This is a genomic window from Streptomyces sp. NPDC006691, assembly GCF_042869955.1.
GTDB lineage: Bacteria > Actinomycetota > Actinomycetes > Streptomycetales > Streptomycetaceae > Streptomyces.
On sequence record NZ_JBIAGW010000002.1, the window covers coordinates 365,329 to 385,392 of the forward strand.

Here is a 20,064-nt window from a genome sequence, read left to right on the forward strand (position 1 = left end):
GGTAGCCCCTGGCCGTTGTCAGTGGCGCGGTGTTCCATGGTCATCGGGGGATCGGCCGAAAGAGCCGCCGAAGCCCCGAACGAGGGAGTGAGGTTGCCTTGGCCACGACCGTGCGACGTGCCGTACTGACCCTGCCCGGCGCCCCGTTGGGCGAGGCGAACCCACTGCCCGCGCTGCGCCCGCGCGACGAACTGCACCAGCTCGACGAGCGCGCACGCGAGGGCCTGCCGAGGGACATGGCCCGCCAGATCGGGTACGCGCCGCTGGAGACACTGCTTCCGGTGCGGGTCCTCGACGGCTACGGGCGCGAGCGCGAGACCGTCGAGCTCGACACGATCGTGATCGAGAACGACCGGCTGCGCGTCACCGTCCTGCCGGGTCTCGGCGGTCGCGTCCACTCCCTGTTCCACAAGCCCACCGGACGTGAACTGCTCTACACCAACCCGGTGTTCCAGCCCGCCGACTTCGCGCTCAACGGCGCCTGGTTCTCCGGCGGCATCGAGTGGAACATCGGCGCGACCGGCCACACCACCCTGTCCTGCGCCCCGCTGCACGCCGCCCTCGTGCCGGCGCCGGACGGCGGACGGATGGTCCGCCTGTGGGAGTGGGAGCGGCTGCGCGACCTCCCCTTCCAGGTCGACCTCTGGCTCCCCGACGACTCCGACTTCCTGTACGTCGGCGTCCGCGTCCGCAACCCGCACGAGCGGACCGCGCCCGTCTACTGGTGGTCCAACATCGCAGTCGTGGAGGGCGAGCGCACCCGGGTCCTGGCCCCCGCCGAAGAGGCCTGGCACTTCGGGTACGAGCGCACCCTGCGAAGGGTGCCCGTGCCCGAGTTCGACGGCGCCGACCGCACCTACCCGCTGCGCAGCGAACACCCCGCCGACTACTTCTACGAGGTCCCCGACGGCGCCCGCCGCTGGATCGCCTCGCTCGACGAAAGCGGCCGGGGTCTGGTGCAGACCTCCACGGACACCCTGCGCGGCCGCAAGCTCTTCCTGTGGGGATCGGGCCGTGGTGGCCGCCGCTGGCAGGAATGGCTGACCGAGCCCGGGACCGTCGGTTACGCCGAGATCCAGGCGGGCCTGGCCCGCACCCAGCTGGAGCACGTCCCGCTGGACCCGGGCGCCGAGTTCGCCTGGCTGGAGGCGTACGGCCCGCTGAGCGCCGACGGAGCCCTGGTGCACGGCGACGACTGGGCCGCCGCCCGCGCCGAGGCCGAGGGCCGCCTTGAGCGGGCCCTGCCCCGCGCCACGGTGGAGGAGGCGTACGCCGCCTGGCGCCCCTTCGCGGACACCGAGCCCGGTGAGCGCCTGGCCACCGGATCGGGCTGGGGCGCCCTCGAAGTCCTGCGCACCGGGGCGAAGCTGCCCGGCACCCCCTTCACCGAGCTGACGATCACTCAGGAGCAGCGCCCCTGGCTGGAGTTGCTGCACAACGGGGTACTTCCGGAGCCGCGCAGGGTGACCCCGCCAGGACCCACCCTGGTCGCCGCCCACTGGCGGGACATGCTGGAGACGGCCCCCGCCGACCCCTTCACCGAATACCACCTCGGCGTCGCCCAGTGGCACGCGGGCGACCGGGCCCAGGCCATCCGCAGCTGGGAGCGCGGCCTGCCGCTCGCCCCGTCCCGCTGGCCGCTGCTCCGCTGCCTCGCCGTGGCCGACCAGCTGTCCGGCCATGCGAGCCGTGCCGCCGACCGCTACGCGGAGGCATACGACGACTTCTGCCAGGAGCGGCGGGAGGGCGAACCCTGGACGGCGGCCGACGCCGCACTCGGCCGCGAGGCCATCGAGGCACTCCTGGCGGCGGACCGGACGGCGGACGCCCGCGCGATATGGGACCGGCTGCGCCCCGCCGTGCGAGAGCGCGGCCGCTTCCGCCTGGTCGAGGCCCAGCTCCTGCTCGCGGAGGGCGAGCCGGACGCGGCGCGCGCCCTCTTCGACGCGGGCTTCGAGGTCGCCGACCTGCGCGAGGGCGCCGAGATACTGAACGAGGTGTGGACCCGCCTCACCGACGACCCCCTCCCGGACCGCTACCAGTACCGGATGCGCCCCGAGGACTAGATCCCCGTCCGTCGAACGGCCGGGGCAGAGTCTCCCGGCCCGGCGGGCCCTTGGGCCCTCGCACACGGGCCCAAGGCCCGCCGAAATGATCGATCACGTGGGATTTCAATGGGGGAAGGCAACGACGCCGGCGTACGGAGGCCCTGTCATGGCGGTCGAGGAGAAGCGGGGGTTCTGCACGCTCTGCAAATCCCGCTGCGGTGCGATCTTCACCGTGGAGGACGGCCGCCTCACCGGCGTCCGCCCGGACCCGGACCACCCCACGGGCGCCGCGATGTGCCCCAAGGGCCGGGCCGCGCCCGAGATCGCCCACAGCACCCGCCGCCTGACCACACCCCTGCGCCGCACCAACCCCAAGACCGCTCCCGACCCCGGCTGGGTGGAGATCTCCTGGGACGAGGCGATGACCGAGATCGCCGCCAGGCTCGCCGCCATCGCGGGCGAGAGCGGTCCGGAAGCGGTCGCCTTCGCGGTCGCCACCCCCAGCGGCACCGCCGTCTCCGACGCGACCGAGTGGATCGAGCGCTTCGTACGCCACTTCGGAAGCCCCAACACCGTCTACAGCGCCGAGATCTGCAACTGGCACAAGGACTTCGCCCACGCCTTCACCTTCGGCACCCCGCTCCCGCCGCCGGACTACGACCACGCCGACCTGGCGCTCCTGTGGGGCTTCAACCCGGCCAAGACCTGGCTGGCGCAGTCTGCCGCCGTCTCGGCCGCACAGGCCCGGGGCATGAAGCTGGCCGTCGTCGACCCGCGCCGCTCCACCAGCGCGCTGCGCGCCGACCACTGGCTGCGGATACGCCCCGGCACGGACGCGGCCCTCGCCCTGGGACTCGCCCACCTTCTCATCCAACAGGGCGCCTACGACGAGGAGTTCGTACGCTCCTGGACCAACGGGCCCCTCCTCGTGCGCCGCGACACGGGCCGCTTCCTGCGCGCGGGAGAACTGTCCGGAGCGGCCGACGCCGAAGGCTTCGCCGTGCTCGACCTGGACACGGGCCGCGTCGAGGCGTACGACACCCGGGAGGCGGCCGTCCGGCCGGAGCGGTTCGCGCTGTACGGCACCGTCGAGGTGCGCGCCGCCGACGGCCGCCGAGTGGAGTGCGTCCCGGCGTTCCAGGAGTTCGCGGCCGCCTGTGCGCGCTGGCCGGTGGAAGAGGTGGCGCGGACCACCTGGATCCCGGAGGCCGAGATCCGCGCGCTCGCCGCCGAGATCGCGGCCGCGCGCTCGGTGACGTACTACGGCTGGACCGGCGTCGGCCAGAGCGCCAACGCCTCTCAGACCGAGCGCGCCCTTGCCACCCTGTACGCCCTCACCGGCTCCTTCGACGCACCGGGAGGCAACCACGTCGTACCGCCGCCGCCCTACAACTCCGCCACCCATGTGGGCCAGTTCGCCCCCGAGCAGCGGGCCAAGGCGCTCGGCCTGGACCGCCATCCGCTCGGGCCGCCGGCCACCGGGTACATCAACGCGGGCGATCTGTGCCGAGCCATCGAAAAACAACACCCCTACGCAGTAAGGGCATTGGTGGGATTTGGCTCCAACCTGGTGGTCGCCCAGCCCGACTCGGACCGGGTGGCCCGCGCTCTGCGGCAGCTCGAATTCCAGGTGCACCTGGACCTGTTCGCCAACCCGACCAGCACCACCGCGGACATCGTGCTGCCCGTCAACAGCGCCTACGAGCGCGAGGCACTCCGCTTCGGCTTCGAGATCGGCCACCGCGCGCAGGAGCAGGTGCAGCTGCGGCCCCAGCTGGTCGAGCCGCAGGGTGCCTCCCGGTCCGACACCGAGGTCGTCTTCGACCTGGCCTGCCGGCTCGGCATGGGCGAGCTGTTCTTCGACGGGGACATCGAGGCCGCCTGGAACTGGCAGCTGGAGCCGCTCGGACTGACCGTGGCGCAACTGCGCGAGACCCCCGGCGGCGCACGAATCCCCCGTCCGCTCGCCCACCGCACATACGCCGCCGCCGACGGCAACCGGGTGGCGGGGTTCAACACCCCCACGCGACGCGTCGAGCTGTACTCCCAGCGCCTGCGCGACCACGGCTATCCAGCGGTGCCGGAACACCGCGACCCCGCCCCCGTCGACGCGGCCTTCCCCCTCGTCCTGACCTGCGCCAAACACGGCTACTTCGTCCACAGCCAGCACCGCTCCGTCACCTCGCTGCGCCGCCGCGCCACCGACCCGTCGGTGGACCTGCACCCGGAGACCGCCGCCGCGTACGGCATCACCGAGGGCCAGTGGGTGGACCTGGCCACCCGGCTCGGCTCGATCCGGCTGCGCGCCCGCTTCGACGACTCGCTGCACCCGGCGGTGGTCGTCGGCGAGTACGGCTGGTGGCAGGACGCGCCCGACCTCGGCCTGCCCGGAGCGGACCCGCTGCACGCGAGCGGCCACAACCTCAACCGTCTCATCGACCACGCCGTCGCCGATCCGCTGAGCGGTTCCGTACCGCTGCGCGCCGCGGCCTGCCGCCTCACCCCGGCACCCGCCGACGGGCACTGGAACGGTACCCGCCCCTTCGTGGTCGCCGCACTCGGCTCCGCGGGGCCCGGAGTGCGGACCGTGCGCCTGGAGGCGGCGGACGGCGGCCCGTTGCCCGACTTCCGCCCGGGCCAGCACCTGACCGTACGCGCCGAGAACGCGGACGGCACGGTCAAGGCCCCCGCGCTGGCCCGCAGTTACTCGCTCATCGGCGCGGCCCTCGACCCCTGTCGTCGCGCCTACGAGCTCGCGGTGCGCCGCGTTCCCGACGGCGCCTTCTCCGGATACGTCCACGAGACCTTGAACGTCGGCGACCGGCTCCATCTCGCCCACCCCGGCGGCACGTTCGTGATCCCCACCCACACGGATTCGCCCGTCGTGCTCGTCGCGGGCGGCATCGGGATCACCCCCTTCCTCAGCTATCTGGAGACACTCGCGTATCTGGAGACACTCGCGGCGCGGGGTGGCACGGTGCCCGAGGTGGTCCTGCACTACGGCAACGCGAACTCGACGGACCACCCCTTCCGCGATCGCATCCGCGAACTGTCCTCGCGGATACCGCAGTTGACCGTGGTGAACCACTACGCGACCCCCACTCCCGACGATGTCCTGGCCACCACCCACGACCACGAGGGTTTCATCACGCCCGAATCCTTCGCGGACGACCTGATCGTCCGAAGGGCCCGGTTCTACCTGTGCGGCCCCGCCTCCATGCTCGACTCCCTGACGGCCGGGCTGCGGGCCCGCGGCGTCCCCGCGTTCGAGATCTTCAGCGAACGCTTCCGGGCGGCGGTGCGGGAGGTCAACCTGCCGGACGACGCGTCCTTCACCGTCACCTTCGCGCGCTCCGACCGGACGGTCCGCTGGACCAAGGAGTCCGGCACGCTGCTGACGGCGGCCGAGTCCGACGGCCTCACGCTGCCGAGCGGCTGCCGCGTCGGCCAGTGCGAAAGCTGCGCGTGCCGGGTGCTGTCCGGGAACGCCGCGCACTTGGTGCCCCCTGACGAGGGACTGCCCGACGAGTCGGTCCTGACATGCCAGTCGATCCCGACGTCCGACTTGGTACTGGACGCGTAGGGCTCGCCCCGCACGGTCCGCGGTCGAACCCGCACCCCGGCCCAGGGCCGGGGCCGACGCGGGACCCCGGCCTGCGCCAGGGCCGCGGCCCGCTCAGTACGCCGGCTTGCGGTCGACGTACTCGAAGACGGATCCGTCGGGGTGCAGGGCGATCAGATTGCGGCCCGCCGGAGTCGCGACCGGCCCGGCGACGACATGCGCTCCCGCCGCGGTCAACGTGGCATTCGCCTCGTCCACGTCCTTGACGGCCACCGTCGCCGCCACCTTGCGCAGCACCTCGATCTCCTCCTCGGGGCCGCTCATCAGCAGGAAGGCGCCAACGGCGGCGACGGACACCCCGCCCCGGTCGTAGCGGAGCGCCTGACTACCGGTGACGCGCTCGTAGAAGACGATCGCGCTCTCCAGGTCGTCGACGCAGATGCGCAGCGTAGTGCCCAGAATCTCCATGGTCCGAAGCCTAGTTGGGGGCGAGAGTCCCCGGCAGGGGATCCGGGGCTCCCGAACAGCGGCGGCCCCAAGGCGCCGCCCCGCACCCCGTGCTCGGCCTCACGCCGCGAAAAGTTTCCCGGACTCGGTCGCAACCTCGGCAGTTGCCGCACGTCTGGTGGGGTGAAGGCGCCCTTCAGCAGTTCGTCCAGAGCGTTCGTTCAGAGCGCTCGTCCAGAGCGTGATTCCCCACTTCCCCGGAGAGTTCCATGTCCCAGCACGTCAAGCGCGACCGCAGCACCCGCCCCCGGTTCCTGGGCGCCGCCGTCACCGGCGTCGCACTGCTCCTGGGCGGCGCCTTCGCCGCGCAGGCCGCCGCAGACACCGGTGCGCAGGCCGCCACCCCGAAGGTAGCCACGAGCGGTGACACGGCTCCGGCCGTCTCCGCGGCCGGAGGCTCCACGTCGGGTAGTTCCACGTCAGGTAGTTCCACGTCGGGCGGCACCACGTCGGGCGGCACCACCGCCTCCGGCGCCGCGAAGGTCGTCGGCGCGGGCAAGGGGGCCGCCACGGCCGGCCCCGCCGTCGGCGGCTCATCGGGCATCGCGCCCAAGGTGATCGAGCCGGGCAGCGGCGTCGCCAAGTAGCGGCAGCACACAGCGTCACGGGGCGGGCCGGCGGTCCTTCGCCGCCCGCCCCCTCCCGGACACGGATCGAGGCCCATGCAGTACGCCCTACCCGCAGCGTCGCGCTCTCCCTGGTGGACATGGCTGCTCGCGCGGATGTCCCGTACCCAGGAGGCGCCCGCACGGGCGCGCCGACTGCGCGCCGTCCCGCCGCCGTACGACACGGTGCACGACGCGGCGCACGGCGACGAACAGCCACCCACCCTGACCGAGCTGTACCTGGCGCGGCGCCTCGACATGGTGCGTCTGGCCCTGTTCCTGGTGGACGACCTGCCCACCGCCGAGGACGTCGTCCAAGACGCCTTCGCCGCGCTGTGCCGTACCCACGGCACGTCGCTGCACGGGCTCCAGGACCCGGGGGCGTATCTGCGGACCGCCGTGGTCAACGCGGCGCGCTCCGTGCTGCGAAGGCGCCGCACCTCCCGCGCCTACACCCCGCCCCACCAGGGGGCCGGCGCACCGGTGGACGAACGTCTGATGCTCGCCGAGGAGCATCGCGAAGTCCTGGACGCCATAACGATGCTGACGCAGCGTCAGCGCGAGGTTCTGGTGCTGCGCTACTGGTCGGAGCTGACCGAGGCGCAGATCGCGCACACCCTCGGCCTGTCCCGAGGCACGGTCAAGTCCACCGCGAGCCGCGCGCTGGACGTCCTGGAGAAGAAACTGGGGGAGGCTGCCCGATGACGCCGAAGACCGACGACCGGCGGTTCGCGACCGACGGACGGGTGCGCGCCGCGCTGCTGGCCCGCAGTGCCCTCGTCACCCACGCCGACCTGCGCCGCGACCCGCCACCGCAGGGCAGCATCCGGGGAGCCCGCCGGATGCGCAGGCTCGCCTTCGCCGCGCTCGGTGTCGCGGCCGCCGTGGTGGCCGTATGCCTGCTGGCGCTGCTGCCCGCCGACCCGCTCCACCCGGCCCCCGTCCCGCCCGCCCACACCCCCGGCCCGGACCGAGCGCCGTCCGGGCCGAGTTCCCCGTCCGGCCCGCCCCGTGTGATGCACACGCCATAGCTCATAGCCCATATCCCATGGCGGGGCGGCCGGGTCGGACACGGAAACGGACACGGCACCGTTCAAGCACGGCACCGTTCAAGCACGGCACCGTTCAAGCACGGCATCGGCCGGCCGTGTCCCCGGTCAGACGCGGCAGAGGATCTCGCCGTGCGGAACCATGAACCACGCGTCGTCCTGGCCGCTCCACTCCCGCCACGCCCCCGAGATCGCGGCCAGTTCCTCGGCCGTGGCGTAGCCGCCGTCGACCGCCAGCTCCGCGTACGAGGAGGCGACCGTACGGTCCGCCCACAGGCCGCCCCACCATGCCCGCTCCTCCTCGGTGGCGAAGCACCAGGTGCTCGCGGATGCCGTGACGTCCGTACAACCGGCTTGCAGTGCCCAGGACTTGAGACGGCGTCCGGCATCCGGCTCGCCGCCGTTGCCCCGGGCCACCCGGTGATACAGCTCCAGCCATCCGTCCAGTACCGGGGACGCGGGAAACCACGTGAAGGCGCCGTAGTCGCTGTCCCGCACCGCCACGATGCCACCCGGCTTGGTGACCCGGCGCATCTCGCGCAGCGCCCGCACCGGATCACCGACGTGCTGGAGCACCTGATGGGCGTGGACCACGCAGAACGTGTCGTCGGGAAAGTCGAGCGCGTGCACGTCCGCCACCGCGAACGACATGTTCTCCAGGCCGCGTTGAGCGGCGTGCGCGCGGGCCTGCTCGACGATGCCGGGCGCGTGGTCGACCGCCGTCACATGGCCGTCCGGCACCAGCGCGGCCAGATCCGCCGAGATGGTGCCCGGCCCGCAGCCGATGTCCAGGATCCGCATGTGCGGCTTCAGCTCACCGACGAGGTACGCCGCCGAGTTGGCCGCCGTGCGCCAGGTGTGCGAGCGCAGCACCGACTCGTGGTGGCCGTGGGTGTATACGGCGGTCTCGCCCGGCGTGGCCGGGGACGTCTCCTGGGACATGAGCGGACTCCCTCTCCGAGAACTCGACGGCGAGCGGCCCACCACCCCGGCGCACTGCGGCCGAGCGGTGAACTGCCCCGTTGGTGAGTCCACTTTAGATCCGCTCTCCAGATAATGAGATCCCTGTCTTGGAATATGGACATCGGGGTGGGTGGGCGCGGGGGCGGGGGCGAGGCTCCGGCACGGGCGCAGCGGGTCCGTGGCTGGAAGGAGGGGAGGCGGGTGGGGGATGTGCGGATGTGCGGAGAGGCGACGGGGGGTCGAAGGCGGGAGGCCCGCGGAAGCTCCAGCGGAAGACCCGCAGAAGGCCCAGGGACTGTCGGGACTGTCGAACGCCCGCCCGGGTACTCGGGCGGCATGGACACGAACCTGCCGAACCTGCCGGAGCAGCTCTCCCAGGTCGTCCGGGACGCCATCCGGGACGAGCTGCGCGAACAGACAAAGAAGCAGCGCCGGGCCGCCCGGATGTACGCGGGAGCCGGGGCCGCCGGGCTCTACGGTGGTGCCGCCCTCGTCGCGTTCCTGCTCCTCGTCCTCGCGATGGCGCTGCCCTACTGGGCAGCCGCACTGATCGTCGCCGTGCTGCTGCTCGGTGCCGCGGCGCTCCTGAGCCGGGGCGCCCGCACCAGCCGGAGCGCACTCCCCGACCAGCCTGCGGCACCGCTGGAGCCCGGGGTGCCGCCGGGCGCCCCGGTCATGCCCTCGGTGACTCCGCCGAGCGCCCCCGAGCGGCCGTGAGGCCCGCTGGGTACTCCGCACGACACCGGCCACTGACCGCGCTCAGGGGGTTTGACCCGGCGCTCAGGGGCTACCCGAACTTTCCAACCGGGAGGTGAACGTGGTCGACAAAGACGAGGAAGACGGCAAAGACGAGAAGGACGACGACGAACCGAAGGCGCGACCCAGAACCGCGGCGAAGACCTCATCGCGAACCCGCACGAAGACCACCACGACGACCGCCGCGAAGAGCCGTGAGGACGACGCCCTCCCGAGCGCGATGGAGGTTCTGCGAGGTGCCCGGGCCCAACTCTCCGAGCTCATCGGCATGCCTGCCGAGTCCGTCTCGTCCTTCGAACGCAGCGAGGAAGGCTGGCAGTTGAGGATCGAGGTGCTCGAACTGTCGCGCGTCCCGGACACCATGAGCCTGCTCGCCTCCTACGAGGTGGAGCTGGACCCCCGGGGCGAACTCACCGGCTATCGCCGACTGCGCCGCTACGAACGCGGCCGCGCCGACAAGGGCAACTGACGGGCCGTCGCCAGGAGCGTCGGGTACGGCGACCCGCGATCAACCAACAGGCGGCATACACCCCGGACATCGGCATACTCCCCGGACATACACCCCGGAATCGAATGGGCGGACCACCCGCGTTACGACGGGAACCGCCATCCGGCAGCGAAGTCGGCGGACGCGTCCGCCGACCAAGCCCCTCGTCGGAGCCGGACGCACAGCGAGACGACACGGCGGGACGACACGGCCGGACGCACAGCAAGACGACACAGCGAGACGGCTCAGCCAGACGACACGGAACACATGACGCCAACAGACAAGCCAACAGACAAGGAGGGCCGGAGACCATGACGGTTGTCCCGGCACAACAAAGCGGCAGTGGCGGCGGCTCCAGTGGCCTCTACGACGTCCTGGAACTCGTCCTCGACCGAGGGCTCGTGATCGACGCGTTCGTGCGCGTCTCCCTCGTAGGCATCGAAATCCTGAAGATCGACATACGAGTCGTGGTCGCCAGCGTCGACACCTATCTGCGGTTCGCCGAGGCGTGCAACCGCCTCGACCTGGAAGCCGGCCCGAAGCGCAGCCCCGGACTGCCCGACCTGGTCGGTGAGATCACCGAGTCCGGCGCTCGCGGCAAGTCCAAGGGAGCGCTCTCGGGGGCCGCGCAGACCATCTCCGAGGCCTTCAAGGAGGCGCGCGACGGTGGCGAGGAGTCACCCAGGCCCCGGTCTCGTCGTACCACCACGCGTCGTAAGGAGGAGCAGGAATGACCACCTATGTGTACGGCATCGCCCGCCGGGGTCATGGCCGCCTTCCGGAGCGGATGGGCGGCATCGGCGACCCGCCGCGCCCGGTCCGTACGGTCGAGCAGGGTGATCTGGTGGCGCTGGTCAGTGACGCGCCGGAGGGGCTCAGGCCCAAGCGCCGCGACCTGCTGGCCCACCAGAACGTGCTCGCCGAGGCGGGAGCGGGCGGGGCCGTGCTCCCGATGCGGTTCGGCGGTGTCTCGGCCGACGACGAAGCCGTGCGCGCCGTGCTCGCCGAGCACGAGGAGCGCTACCTGGAGCGGCTGGAAGCCCTCGACGGCAAGGTCGAGTACAACGTGAAGGCCACCCACGACGAAGAGGCCGTGCTGCACCAGGTGCTCGCCGACAATGCCGAGCTGCGGGCGATGAGCGAGGCCAACCGCAAGGCCGGCGGCGGAAGTTACGAGGACAAGCTGCGACTCGGCGAGCGCATCGCCGCAGCCGTGCAGCAGCGCGAGGTGTCCGATGCCGCCCTGGTCGAGAGCGCTCTCGACGGTGCCGCCCAGGAGCGCAGCCCCGGTCCGCAGTCCACCGGCTGGCTCGCCAACATCTCCTACCTCGTGCCGCGCGACGCCACGGCCGAGTTCGTGGCCGCCGTGGACGCCCTGCGCGAGCGTGCCCCGCACCTCGTCGTCCAGGTGCACGGCCCACTGCCTCCCTACAGCTTCACGGGGTGAACCCGTGGGACTCCTGAAAGAACTGCTGCTGCTTCCCGCGGCGCCCGTCCGCGGCACCTTCTGGGTGCTGGGGCAGGTCGCCGCGGAGGCGGAGCGGCAGTACTACGACCCCGCGACCGTCCGGCGTGAACTCGCAGCGCTGGAGCAACAGTTGACGAACGGTGAGATCGACGAGGCAGAGTTCGACCGGCGGGAGGACGAGCTCCTCGACCGGCTCGAACACCTCGCCCAAGGTGTGGCCGATCCGCGGAGGACGTGATGGCGACCCCGGCACGTTTTCCCGACGCGTACCAGCCCGATGGCGGCGGTGCGAACCTGGCCGACATTCTCGAACGCGTCCTCGACAAGGGAATCGTCATCGCCGGGGACATCCGCATCAACCTCCTCGACATCGAACTCCTCACGATCAAACTTCGCCTCATCGTCGCCTCGATCGACAAGGCGAAGGAGATGGGCATCGACTGGTGGGAGGACGATCCCGCCCTCTCCACTGGTGCCCGTCGCCGTGAACTGGCGCGCGAAAACGATGAGTTGAAGGCGCGCATAGCCGCCTTGGAGTCCGCCTCCCGGACCGTTGAGAGCGCTCCCGAGATCGCCCCCACCGAGGCGAGGCCGCGGAAGGGCGCAGGCTCCACACGAGCCAAGGGCGGCGAGCGCTCCACGCCTGCCGAGGGCGGTGACCGATGACCGATGGGCAACTGCTCTACGTGTACGCCGTGACGCGGCCCTTCACCGCCGCGCTCCCCGCGGAGGTACGCGCTCTCGACGGAGAGCCGCCCGCGCTGATCGAGCACCGCGGGCTGTGCGCCGCGGTGAGCCGTGTCCCCGCTGCGCAGTTCGACGCGGCACCGCTCCGTGCCCATCTGGAGGACCTGGACTGGCTCGCCGGGATCGCCCGCAATCACCAGGCCGTGATCGCCGCGCTCGCCACCGTCGGCTGCCCCGTGCCGCTCAGGCTCGCCACAGTGTGCCGCGACGAGGACGGGGTGCGCCGGCTCCTCGACTCCGGGAGGGCTCGCTTCGAGTCCGCCATCGAGCGTCTGGACGGGCGCGTCGAATGGGGTGTCAAGGTGTACGCAGACTCCTCCGCGTCCGAACGGGCCGAGCCCGCACCGGAGTTGACGGCCGCCACCGGGCGGGAGTACCTCCGTCGGCGGCTCGGTCAGCGCCAGACCCGCGACCGGAGCTGGCAGCGGGCGGGCACGCTCTCCCGAGCCCTGCACGCCGATCTGTGCGAGCGGGCCGAGGCGGGGCGCCTGCACCCGCCGCAGAGTGGACGGCTCTCCGGCGCGTCCGGCGAGAACGTTCTCAACGCCGCCTATCTGGTGCCGCGCGACCACAGCGACGAGTTCGTCGCGGCTGTGCGCGACCGCACCCCGCAGGAGGCGGGCGTACGCGTGGAACTGACCGGCCCCTGGGCGCCGTACTCCTTTGTCGGCGGCGCGGACGGCAGTGCGGACGGTGGCCCGGACAGCGCACCGGACAGCGCCCCGGACGGCGCTCCCGACGTGGGGCGGGATGTGGGGCGGGACGGGGGGCCGAGGCGGGGCCCGTCGGAGCAGGAGGAGTCGTGAACGAAGGCGATGCGCTCGCGCAGCGCGAGATAGCCCTGGTCGACCTGCTCGACCGGCTGCTGGCCGGCGGTGTCGTCATCACCGGCGACCTCACGCTGAGGATCGCGGACGTGGACCTCGTACGCATCGACCTCAACGCTCTCGTGAGCTCGGTCAGCGCCCAAGTCCCTTCGCCCTTCGCCGAGATCGGGTTCGAGCACGGGCACGACCGCGCATACGAGGGGCGCGAAGAGCACGAGGAGTCCTTGTGATCGACGACCTGCTGAACGACGTGACCGGGCGCGCGCTGGGCGGCGGTCCGGGACTCCCGGCGGGTGCGGAGGCCGCGCGGGAGCGGACCGATGAGGGACGACCCGATGAGGGGACTGGTCAAGGGAGCGGTGAGGGGAGCGGGAGGCGGCGCCGGGTGGAACTCGACCCCGACACCGTGGAGCGCGACCTGGCCCGGCTCGTCCTGACCGTGGTGGAACTGCTGCGCCAGCTCATGGAGCGCCAGGCGCTGCGCCGGGTGGAAACCGGTGAGCTCACCGAGGACCAGGAGGAGCGGATCGGGCTTACGCTCATGCTCCTGGAGAACCGGATGGGCGAACTGAGGTCGAAGTTCGGGCTGCGCCCCGAAGACCTCAACATCGACCTCGGCCCGCTCGGCCCCCTCCTCCCCAGGTAGCCCCCTCCCCGAACCCTCTAGCGACCCCGAGCCCCCGGGACCCCCGGACCCCGAGCCCCCGGTGCCTCGCGCCCCCTGGGTCAGGGACGCACCCGCGGGCGGTAGACCGTGAGTGCCTCCGGGAGCTTGTCCAACCTCAACTCGGCTGGTGCGGGGGCGACTTCACCGTCGTACGCCAGCGATGTCCCCTCGGGGAGACCCGCCACGTCGAGGCGCCCCGTGCGGCGCGTGGCGTGCACGGGGGAGCGGCGCAGCGGGCCCGCGAGGGCGGCGGCCAGCAGGCGGAGCCCAGGCAGTCGGCCGCCGCGCACCGCGCGTACGTCGAGGAGTCCGTCCGCCAGGTCGAAGCGGCGCACGGGCGCCGGGCCGAGCCGCTGATAGACACAGTTGCCCGCGAACAGGAGCCACAGCGCGGGACGGCTGCCGTGCGGATCGGCCGGCAACGGCTGTCGGCCGCGCAGCACTTCGAGCGCGCCGAGGACGCCCGCGGCCCAGCCGCCGATCCGGGGCGACCAGCGCTCGCGCACCCGTACCAGCTCGGGGTAGACACCCAGGCTGAACGTGTTGACGAAGTACCCGGCGTCCGCGCCGCCGGGGCCCGGCCGGAACCGGCCGAGGTCCACCCGCACCGCGTCGCCCGCCACCAGCGCCCGGCAGGTGTCCTGGACCTCCTCTATGCCGAGGTCGAGTGCGAAGTGGTTCAGGGTGCCGCCCGGGAACACGGCGAGCGGCACACCGGCGCGGGCCGCGACCGCCGCGGCCAGGTTCACGGTGCCGTCGCCGCCGCACACCCCGAGCGCCCGGCCGCGCCCGGCCGCCTTCTCCAGGGCGGCCGGCAGCTCGTCGGGATCGCACTCGACGACCTCCGCGAGCGGAAGCGCCTCGCGTACGAGCGCGGCCTTCGCGAGAGCGCTCCCGGACCCGCGGTTCGCGACGACCACCAGGTCCCGGCCCGCGGGCAGCGCCGGTGCCTCCGCGTGCGGCCGCCCCGGTGGCGGGAGCTGGGAGCGCGTCGGTACGAGGCCGCGCACGGCGAAGGCGGCGCCCACACCGAGCGCGGCCCCCGCCAGGACATCGCCCGGGTAGTGCACCCCGGTGTACACACGGGAGGCTGCCACCGAGAAGCCCAGGGGGGCCAGAGCCGCGCCCCACGCCCGCGACTCCAGGGCGACACCAGCGACGAACGCCGCGGCGGAGGCGGAGTGGCCCGAGGGGAAGGACGTGGTGATCGGCCGACGTTTCAACTGCCGTACCAGCGGCACCGCGTCGGCCAGCGGACGGGCCCGGCGCACCGAGTGCTTGGCCACGGTGTTCACCGTCAACGAGGCCAGCGCGAGCGAGGCGACGCCGCGCAGCGCCGCTCGGCGGGCCCGGGGCGAGCGGGTCGCACCCATCGCGGCCGCCGTCGCGAACCAGAGCACACCGTGGTTGGCGGAACGGCTCAGCCGGGGCAGAACCGCTTCCGCGGCCGGCCAGTGCCGCCTCGCCGCGAAGTCGAAGAGCGCCCTGTCCCGGGCGCCGATTCGCTTGTGCCAAGGAGAGTCAGTCATGGCACGCGACTACCCGGCCGCATCCCGCCCAACCGACCCGGACGCGACCCCGACCTGGGGCGGGGCCCCGCAGGACCGGTCCGCGCGTCGGCATCCGCCGCTCCGCGCGCGTGGCTGTCCCCGCCCGGGCCGGGTACCGGCGCTCGCGCACGGGAAACCCCGCTGGGGAACACGCTTTCCCTGCCCTTGGGGTTTACGCCACGTTTGACCCGAAGGGGCCCGGGCAGGCGAATCCCGTGCTTCGGACCGGAGGCACGTCCGTGGGAGCGGCTGTCCGCTCTGGGCGTGTCACGCTGCCCGGCCGAAGGCTCCCCGGTGACAACTCGACGCCGCACCGTCCAGGGATTCCAGGGAGCTGGATCGCATATGCGTACTGACACCGGCACGGCGAACCACAGGCACCCGCACGACGACGCACCCAGGACCGCGGCCGCCTTCGAACGGCTCGCGGCACTGCCCGAGGGACCCGAACGGGACGCCCTGCGCCAAGACCTCGTCCGCGCCTGGCTGCCCATGTCCGAGCGCCTCGCCGGCCGCTTCCGCAACCGGGGCGAAGCCCTTGAGGATCTCCGTCAGGTCGCGGCACTCGGCCTCGTCAAGGCAGTCGACCGCTACGACCCCGAGCGGGGCGCCGCCTTCGAAAGCTACGCCGTGCCCACCATCACCGGCGAGATCAAACGCCACTTCCGCGACCACATGTGGACCCTCCATGTGCCGCGCCGAGTACAGAACTTGAGGGGACGGGTGCGGGTGGCCACCCAGGAGCTCGCCGCCAACGGCGGCGCGCGGCAGCCCAGTACGGAGGATCTCGCCGAGCACACCGGCTTGACCGAGGACGAGGTCAGAGCGGGGCTCGAAGCCATCAACAGCTTCAGCGCACTGTCCCTGGACGCGGAACTGCCCGGCGGCGTCGACGGATACAGCCTCAGCGACTCCCTGGGGAGCGCCGACCCGGCCCTGGACGTCGTCGTCGACCGCGAGGCCGTCAAACCGGGCCTGCGGTGTCTGCCCGAGCGGGAGCGGAAGATCCTCTACATGCGATTCTTCCGGGACATGACTCAGAGCCGGATCGCCGAGGACCTCGGCATCTCGCAGATGCACGTGTCCCGGCTGATCACGCGCTGCTGTAGTCGGCTGCGGGAAGAGGTCATGGAGCAGGAAGCCGTGGGGCAAGAGGCCATGGGGCAAGCGGCCTTGCCGCAGCGGGAACCGGAACGTGAACGTGAACGTGAACCGGAACGTGAACTGGAGCGCGCACGGAAACGCGAACAGGAGCGGGCGTCGAGGGGTGCGGAAGCCGTCGGGGCCAAGCCCGATGGCACGACGGCCGAGAGGAGCAGGGCGAAGGCGAGGCTCAGGGCCGCGGCGGCACCGCGCGTGAAGGGTGCGCAGGACGCGACGCGTCCGGGGAGGTCGTACCGGGTCCGTCAACCGAAGCGCAGGAAGCCGCTTCTGTCGGTACGTCAGGAACGGGGCGCCGCATAGCGAGGGCGATATGGCGGGCCATCACATCCATGGCTCGCCCCTCTGCCATCGAGAAGGGCCGAGCCGGCCCCGTACGGAACAGAGTGAGTACCCCCGTCACCGGCCCGGGCACCCCCAGCGGTGCGCACATCAGGGACGACACCTCGGCGCGGGCCAGGATCGGAGTGCCCGCCGCATCGTGACCGAAGCCCTCGATGTCCTCGGGCCGCAGCTGGAGGGCCCCGTTCCCGGCCCGCGCCGCCTCGACGACCAGGGGGCAGCCCGCCGGATCCTGGCCGGCCACCGTGTGGAGCAGCTCGGCCGCCGCCGGACCCGTGGGACCCAGAACGGTGATGCGCCGCAGCCCGCCGTCGGCCAGATCGGCGACGATCCAGTCGGCGAACCGTCCGCACAGCACCGCGGCGGCCACGCCGAGCGCCGACTCGGCGTCCTTGGGCTCCAGTTGGAGCAGCGCGGAGGCCATGGCGTCGATGACGTCGATGAGTTCGGCGTGCCGCATCGACTCGGTGAGGTCGGGCGGCTCCGGCTGCGGGGGAGCGGTCACCGAGCCGTGCGCGCTCCCGGCCTGGATCAGCACGAGCACCGCGGACTGCGGTTCGTCCGGCGGCCGTAGCGCGGTGAGCGTGGCCAACAGCGGTTCGTGCGGGCGCTGTTGAAGGTGAACGATGAGACCGCGATCGCCGTCGCCCCGCGCCACCGCAGCGGCCTGTGAACGGAATGCCGCCCGGTCGTCCGGCGTGAGCAGCGAGGCGAGCGGCCGCCCGGTCGCGTAACCCGCCCGCACCCCCGTCAGGCCGGTCGCCGCGAGGTTCAGCCGTCGTACGACGGTCTCCCGGTCGACCAGGGCCACCGGCAGCGGCAACTGCTCGAAGAGCGCTTTCAGGAGCCTGCGTTCCTGCCGCTCGACCGGTGAGGTGGCGCCTGCCCCGGCCGCGATCCGCTCATAGCGTGGCCACAACTGCTCGGCCACATGCTGGAGTTCGAACAGGGCCGCGTCCAGCACCACGGACTGTTCCCCGGTCGGGCGAGCGCGCGCGGTGCGCAGCTCGCCCACCCGTCTGACGAAGTCAGCCAGTTCCTCGCCGAAGCCGTCCCGCGTCTGCGTCATGGAAGAAAGCTAACGCTTCACCCCCGTGTCGGAGCCCTGCCGTTTCGGGTCTCAGGGGCCGGGAAACCGCAGCAGGAGGAGGTTTCTGTGATGCTGCCCGAGCCGGAACGCCAGGAACCCGAGACGACCAGCACCGCCCGGCGGCTCTCCGTGCTCGCCGAGCAGTCCGTGCGCTGCGCGCCCGCCTGCTGCGGCGCGGTCGCCACCATCACCGGCAGCGGGACCGAACGCCGGATCACCGCCACCCACCCCGACCTCGCGCCCCTCGCCTCCGTCCAGCTCGCCTGCGGCGACGGTCCGATCCCGAGCGCGCTGGAGGCGGGTGAACCCGTGGACACGGAGGACCTGTTGACGGAGGACCGCTGGCCCGGCTATCGCGCCCTCGCCCTCGAATCGGGCGTACGCTCCTGCGTCACCCTGCCCTACCGGCGGTCCGGGATCGAGGTCACCGTCAGCCTCTACGGATACCGGCCCGGCTCCCTCGAACAGAGCGTGCGCGGGCCCGTCGGCATCCTGGTCGAGGAGATCACCACCGGCCTGCTCCGGGACCGCCGCTATCGCGCCGCGCTCGCCGAGGTCGGACAGCTGGAGACCGCGCTGCGTTCCAGGGCGGTCATCGACCAGGCGAGCGGCATCGTCATGCACGTCCTCGGCTGCGAGGCAGAGCAGGCATTCGGTCTCCTTCGCACCATCTCGCAGCGCACCAACCGCAAGCTCGCCGAAGTCGCCGAAGCGGTCGTACGGGCCAAGGGCCGAGGCCTGGAATCCGAACTCTCCGCCCTCGCCGGCCCGGCCCGCTGACCCCCGTCGAGGTCCCCGTCGCCCCGGGTGCCCGCATCGCCCGCACAAGCGGCGGGGTGGGCCAAACCTCCGTATAAAGGCAGGGAAGGGCAGGGCGGAAGGTGCGGCCCGTGCCGGACGGAGCCCGAGGAGGAAACGGGATGCAGGGGACGGCGGCCACGGGGCGCGGGCCGGTGCGCTACGGCCCGCCCGCGCCCGGACCCGGAATGCCCGTGCTCCCGCAACTCGCCGAAGCCCTTGCCTCCGCAGCCGGACGCACCGAACCGGAGCCGCCCGGCGGCGGCCCCGAACTGCGCGAGGCGGCCCGCGGCTACTGGCTGCGGCGCGGCCTGCCCACCTCGGCGGAGCGGGTCGTCGCCGCCCCCGGCGCCCAAGCCCTCCTGATCGCCCTGCTGGGCGCGTACGGCGGTGACATCCTGCTGCCCCGGCCGTGCCCGGCCTGGTGGAGCCCGCAGGCCCGGCTGCTCGGCCGGCCCTCCTACCATGTGCCGACCCCGGCCGAATGCGGTGGCGTACCGGACCCCTACGCCCTGCTCGAAACCGTCCGCCGGGTGCGCGCCGAGGGCGGCAGGCCCCGGCTGCTCCTGCTGTGCGTGGCCGACGACCCGACCGCCACGGTCGCGCCGCCCGAGACCGTCCGGGAGGCCTGCGAGGCGGCCGTCGGCGAGGGGCTGCACATCATCAGCGACGAGACCTGGCGCGACACCGTCCACCACCCGCGCGAAACGGTGCCGATCAGCCCCGCCGAGATGTGCCCCGAGGACGTGACGGTCCTGGCCGACCTCGGCGGCGCGTTCACCCCGCCCGGCTGGCCCGCCGCCGTCGCCCGTTTCCCCGATACCGTGGCCAACGCCCCGCGCCGGGCCCGCACCCTCGACGTCCTCGCCGCGCTCGGCGCGGTCGTGGCAGCCCCGCTGGCCGCGGCGGCCGCCCTCGCCCTCACCGAACCGGGCCCCGTCGTCGAACGGACCCGCAGGGCCGCGGCCCTGCACGGCCGTGTCGCGGTCGCCGCCCACCAGGCCGTGCTCGGCGCCGGCGCCCTGGCCAGGCCCCCGCAGGCCGGCCGCCACCTCTACGCCGACCTCGGCCCGTTCCGCGCCCGCCTGGCCGCCCACGGCGTCACCGACTCCATGGAACTGGAGGACTACCTGACGGCCCGCCTCGCCGCCCCCGCCCCCGGCGGGCACCGCTTCGGCGACGAACTCGGTGCCCTGCGCGTCCGTCTCTCCACCGGCCCGCTCCTCGGCTCCACCGAGGAGCAGCGCCTGGACGCCCTGGAAGCGGCCGATCCGCTCCAACTGCCGCACGTACGTGAGGCGTTGGGCCGGTTCGCCGCCGTACTCACCGAACTGCGCTGACCCGTGACCGACCGCCGTCACGCCCGGGCCGGGCCGCCCCCACCGGCCACCCCTCTCCCGCCACAGGGGTACGCACCGCCCGCCCTGCCACCGACCC

The 20,064-nt window shown here is 72.7% G+C and carries 19 protein-coding genes and 2 pseudogenes; 17 read left to right on the top strand and 4 right to left on the bottom strand.

Annotation, left to right across the window (positions count from 1 at the left end; all coding sequences use genetic code 11):
- The first annotated feature begins 98 nt into the window (after window positions 1–98).
- Window positions 99–2,066 (top strand): DUF5107 domain-containing protein, encoded by a 1,968-nt coding sequence (locus ACFYNP_RS05115; RefSeq protein ID WP_388782754.1) that lies wholly within the window; start codon window positions 99–101, stop codon window positions 2,064–2,066.
- Between the two features lie 148 nt (window positions 2,067–2,214).
- On the top strand, window positions 2,215–5,631 hold the full coding sequence (locus ACFYNP_RS05120) for a molybdopterin-dependent oxidoreductase (protein ID WP_388782756.1): 3,417 nt from the start codon (window positions 2,215–2,217) through the stop codon (window positions 5,629–5,631).
- A 93-nt stretch (window positions 5,632–5,724) separates the two neighbouring features.
- On the opposite strand, the gene ACFYNP_RS05125 is transcribed toward ACFYNP_RS05120, so the two are convergent.
- Entirely contained in the window at window positions 5,725–6,078 is a 354-nt protein-coding gene (locus tag ACFYNP_RS05125) for a VOC family protein (RefSeq protein ID WP_388404006.1), read from the bottom strand.
- Between the two features lie 248 nt (window positions 6,079–6,326).
- Here ACFYNP_RS05125 and ACFYNP_RS05130 point away from each other — a divergent pair, with 248 nt between their 5' ends.
- From ACFYNP_RS05130 to ACFYNP_RS05140, 3 genes are all read left to right on the top strand, one after another.
- Entirely contained in the window at window positions 6,327–6,704 is a 378-nt protein-coding gene (locus tag ACFYNP_RS05130) for a hypothetical protein (protein ID WP_388782759.1), read from the top strand.
- 75 nt (window positions 6,705–6,779) lie between these two features.
- Window positions 6,780–7,427 (top strand): RNA polymerase sigma factor, encoded by a 648-nt coding sequence (locus tag ACFYNP_RS05135; protein ID WP_388782762.1) that lies wholly within the window; start codon window positions 6,780–6,782, stop codon window positions 7,425–7,427.
- Window positions 7,424–7,753: a hypothetical protein gene (locus ACFYNP_RS05140; protein WP_388782764.1), complete on the top strand. Its 330-nt coding sequence runs from the start codon at window positions 7,424–7,426 to the stop codon at window positions 7,751–7,753. Before ACFYNP_RS05135 ends, ACFYNP_RS05140 begins: the two co-directional genes overlap by 4 nt.
- Window positions 7,754–7,879: 126 nt before the next feature.
- On the opposite strand, the gene ACFYNP_RS05145 is transcribed toward ACFYNP_RS05140, so the two are convergent.
- On the bottom strand, window positions 7,880–8,713 hold the full coding sequence (locus tag ACFYNP_RS05145; RefSeq protein ID WP_388782766.1) for a class I SAM-dependent methyltransferase: 834 nt from the start codon (window positions 8,711–8,713) through the stop codon (window positions 7,880–7,882).
- A 357-nt stretch (window positions 8,714–9,070) separates the two neighbouring features.
- On the opposite strand from ACFYNP_RS05145, the gene ACFYNP_RS05150 reads away from it, so the two are divergent.
- The 9 genes and pseudogenes from ACFYNP_RS05150 (at window position 9,071) to ACFYNP_RS05190 (ending at window position 13,665) form a co-directional block, all read left to right on the top strand.
- Window positions 9,071–9,451 carry a phage holin family protein gene (locus ACFYNP_RS05150; RefSeq protein ID WP_388404021.1) on the top strand — a complete coding sequence of 127 codons (381 nt, stop codon included), beginning with the start codon at window positions 9,071–9,073 and terminating at the stop codon, window positions 9,449–9,451.
- A gap of 100 nt (window positions 9,452–9,551) precedes the next feature.
- A complete protein-coding gene (locus ACFYNP_RS05155) occupies window positions 9,552–9,959 on the top strand; it encodes a gas vesicle protein (protein WP_388782769.1) in 408 nt (135 codons plus the stop codon).
- A gap of 329 nt (window positions 9,960–10,288) precedes the next feature.
- Window positions 10,289–10,711 carry a gas vesicle structural protein GvpA gene (locus ACFYNP_RS05160; protein WP_100575201.1) on the top strand — a complete coding sequence of 141 codons (423 nt, stop codon included), beginning with the start codon at window positions 10,289–10,291 and terminating at the stop codon, window positions 10,709–10,711.
- Window positions 10,708–11,424, top strand: a complete 717-nt coding sequence (locus ACFYNP_RS05165; RefSeq protein WP_388404027.1) for a GvpL/GvpF family gas vesicle protein — start codon at window positions 10,708–10,710, stop codon at window positions 11,422–11,424. Before ACFYNP_RS05160 ends, ACFYNP_RS05165 begins: the two co-directional genes overlap by 4 nt.
- A gap of 4 nt (window positions 11,425–11,428) precedes the next feature.
- Window positions 11,429–11,683 (top strand): gas vesicle protein GvpG, encoded by a 255-nt coding sequence (locus ACFYNP_RS05170; protein ID WP_161248926.1) that lies wholly within the window; start codon window positions 11,429–11,431, stop codon window positions 11,681–11,683.
- Window positions 11,683–12,111, top strand: coding sequence for a gas vesicle protein (locus ACFYNP_RS05175; RefSeq protein ID WP_388782771.1), 429 nt, complete (start codon window positions 11,683–11,685; stop codon window positions 12,109–12,111). Before ACFYNP_RS05170 ends, ACFYNP_RS05175 begins: the two co-directional genes overlap by 1 nt.
- Window positions 12,108–12,998: a GvpL/GvpF family gas vesicle protein gene (locus tag ACFYNP_RS05180; RefSeq protein WP_388782774.1), complete on the top strand. Its 891-nt coding sequence runs from the start codon at window positions 12,108–12,110 to the stop codon at window positions 12,996–12,998. The genes ACFYNP_RS05175 and ACFYNP_RS05180 overlap by 4 nt, the downstream gene beginning before the upstream one ends.
- Window positions 12,995–13,186: pseudogene (locus ACFYNP_RS05185) on the top strand (gas vesicle protein); the annotation flags it as partial. The gene ACFYNP_RS05180 and the pseudogene ACFYNP_RS05185, both read left to right, overlap by 4 nt.
- A 218-nt stretch (window positions 13,187–13,404) precedes the next feature.
- Complete coding sequence (locus ACFYNP_RS05190) at window positions 13,405–13,665, top strand: gas vesicle protein K (protein WP_100575206.1); 261 nt, start codon at window positions 13,405–13,407, stop codon at window positions 13,663–13,665.
- 80 nt (window positions 13,666–13,745) lie between these two features.
- Here the strand turns inward: ACFYNP_RS05190 and ACFYNP_RS05195 are convergent, their stop codons facing one another.
- Entirely contained in the window at window positions 13,746–15,215 is a 1,470-nt protein-coding gene (locus tag ACFYNP_RS05195; RefSeq protein WP_388782776.1) for a bifunctional phosphatase PAP2/diacylglycerol kinase family protein, read from the bottom strand.
- A gap of 366 nt (window positions 15,216–15,581) precedes the next feature.
- Here ACFYNP_RS05195 and ACFYNP_RS05200 point away from each other — a divergent pair.
- Window positions 15,582–16,379, top strand: a pseudogene (locus tag ACFYNP_RS05200) (SigB/SigF/SigG family RNA polymerase sigma factor); the annotation flags it as partial.
- 190 nt (window positions 16,380–16,569) lie between these two features.
- Here ACFYNP_RS05200 and ACFYNP_RS05205 read toward each other — a convergent pair.
- On the bottom strand, window positions 16,570–17,808 hold the full coding sequence (locus ACFYNP_RS05205; protein WP_388782779.1) for a PAS domain-containing protein: 1,239 nt from the start codon (window positions 17,806–17,808) through the stop codon (window positions 16,570–16,572).
- 90 nt (window positions 17,809–17,898) lie between these two features.
- On the opposite strand from ACFYNP_RS05205, the gene ACFYNP_RS05210 reads away from it, so the two are divergent.
- Together ACFYNP_RS05210 and ACFYNP_RS05215 are read left to right on the top strand one after the other, a co-directional pair.
- Entirely contained in the window at window positions 17,899–18,609 is a 711-nt protein-coding gene (locus ACFYNP_RS05210) for an ANTAR domain-containing response regulator (RefSeq protein WP_388782782.1), read from the top strand.
- 140 nt (window positions 18,610–18,749) lie between these two features.
- The gene (locus ACFYNP_RS05215; protein ID WP_388782784.1) at window positions 18,750–19,967 is read left to right on the top strand and encodes an aminotransferase class I/II-fold pyridoxal phosphate-dependent enzyme; all 1,218 of its coding nucleotides are present in this window, start codon (window positions 18,750–18,752) and stop codon (window positions 19,965–19,967) included.
- The last annotated feature ends 97 nt before the right edge of the window (window positions 19,968–20,064 follow it).

Coding starts and splice junctions, on each gene's coding strand:
- ACFYNP_RS05120 (WP_388782756.1), top strand. CDS start 2,215: ATGGCGGTCGAGGAGAAGCGGGGGTTCTGCACGCTCTGCAAATCCCGC.
- ACFYNP_RS05125 (WP_388404006.1), bottom strand. CDS start 6,078: ATGGAGATTCTGGGCACTACGCTGCGCATCTGCGTCGACGACCTGGAG.
- ACFYNP_RS05130 (WP_388782759.1), top strand. CDS start 6,327: ATGTCCCAGCACGTCAAGCGCGACCGCAGCACCCGCCCCCGGTTCCTG.
- ACFYNP_RS05135 (WP_388782762.1), top strand. CDS start 6,780: ATGCAGTACGCCCTACCCGCAGCGTCGCGCTCTCCCTGGTGGACATGG.
- ACFYNP_RS05140 (WP_388782764.1), top strand. CDS start 7,424: ATGACGCCGAAGACCGACGACCGGCGGTTCGCGACCGACGGACGGGTG.
- ACFYNP_RS05145 (WP_388782766.1), bottom strand. CDS start 8,713: ATGTCCCAGGAGACGTCCCCGGCCACGCCGGGCGAGACCGCCGTATAC.
- ACFYNP_RS05150 (WP_388404021.1), top strand. CDS start 9,071: ATGGACACGAACCTGCCGAACCTGCCGGAGCAGCTCTCCCAGGTCGTC.
- ACFYNP_RS05160 (WP_100575201.1), top strand. CDS start 10,289: ATGACGGTTGTCCCGGCACAACAAAGCGGCAGTGGCGGCGGCTCCAGT.
- ACFYNP_RS05165 (WP_388404027.1), top strand. CDS start 10,708: ATGACCACCTATGTGTACGGCATCGCCCGCCGGGGTCATGGCCGCCTT.
- ACFYNP_RS05175 (WP_388782771.1), top strand. CDS start 11,683: ATGGCGACCCCGGCACGTTTTCCCGACGCGTACCAGCCCGATGGCGGC.
- ACFYNP_RS05180 (WP_388782774.1), top strand. CDS start 12,108: ATGACCGATGGGCAACTGCTCTACGTGTACGCCGTGACGCGGCCCTTC.
- ACFYNP_RS05195 (WP_388782776.1), bottom strand. CDS start 15,215: ATGACTGACTCTCCTTGGCACAAGCGAATCGGCGCCCGGGACAGGGCG.
- ACFYNP_RS05205 (WP_388782779.1), bottom strand. CDS start 17,808: ATGACGCAGACGCGGGACGGCTTCGGCGAGGAACTGGCTGACTTCGTC.
- ACFYNP_RS05210 (WP_388782782.1), top strand. CDS start 17,899: ATGCTGCCCGAGCCGGAACGCCAGGAACCCGAGACGACCAGCACCGCC.
- ACFYNP_RS05215 (WP_388782784.1), top strand. CDS start 18,750: ATGCAGGGGACGGCGGCCACGGGGCGCGGGCCGGTGCGCTACGGCCCG.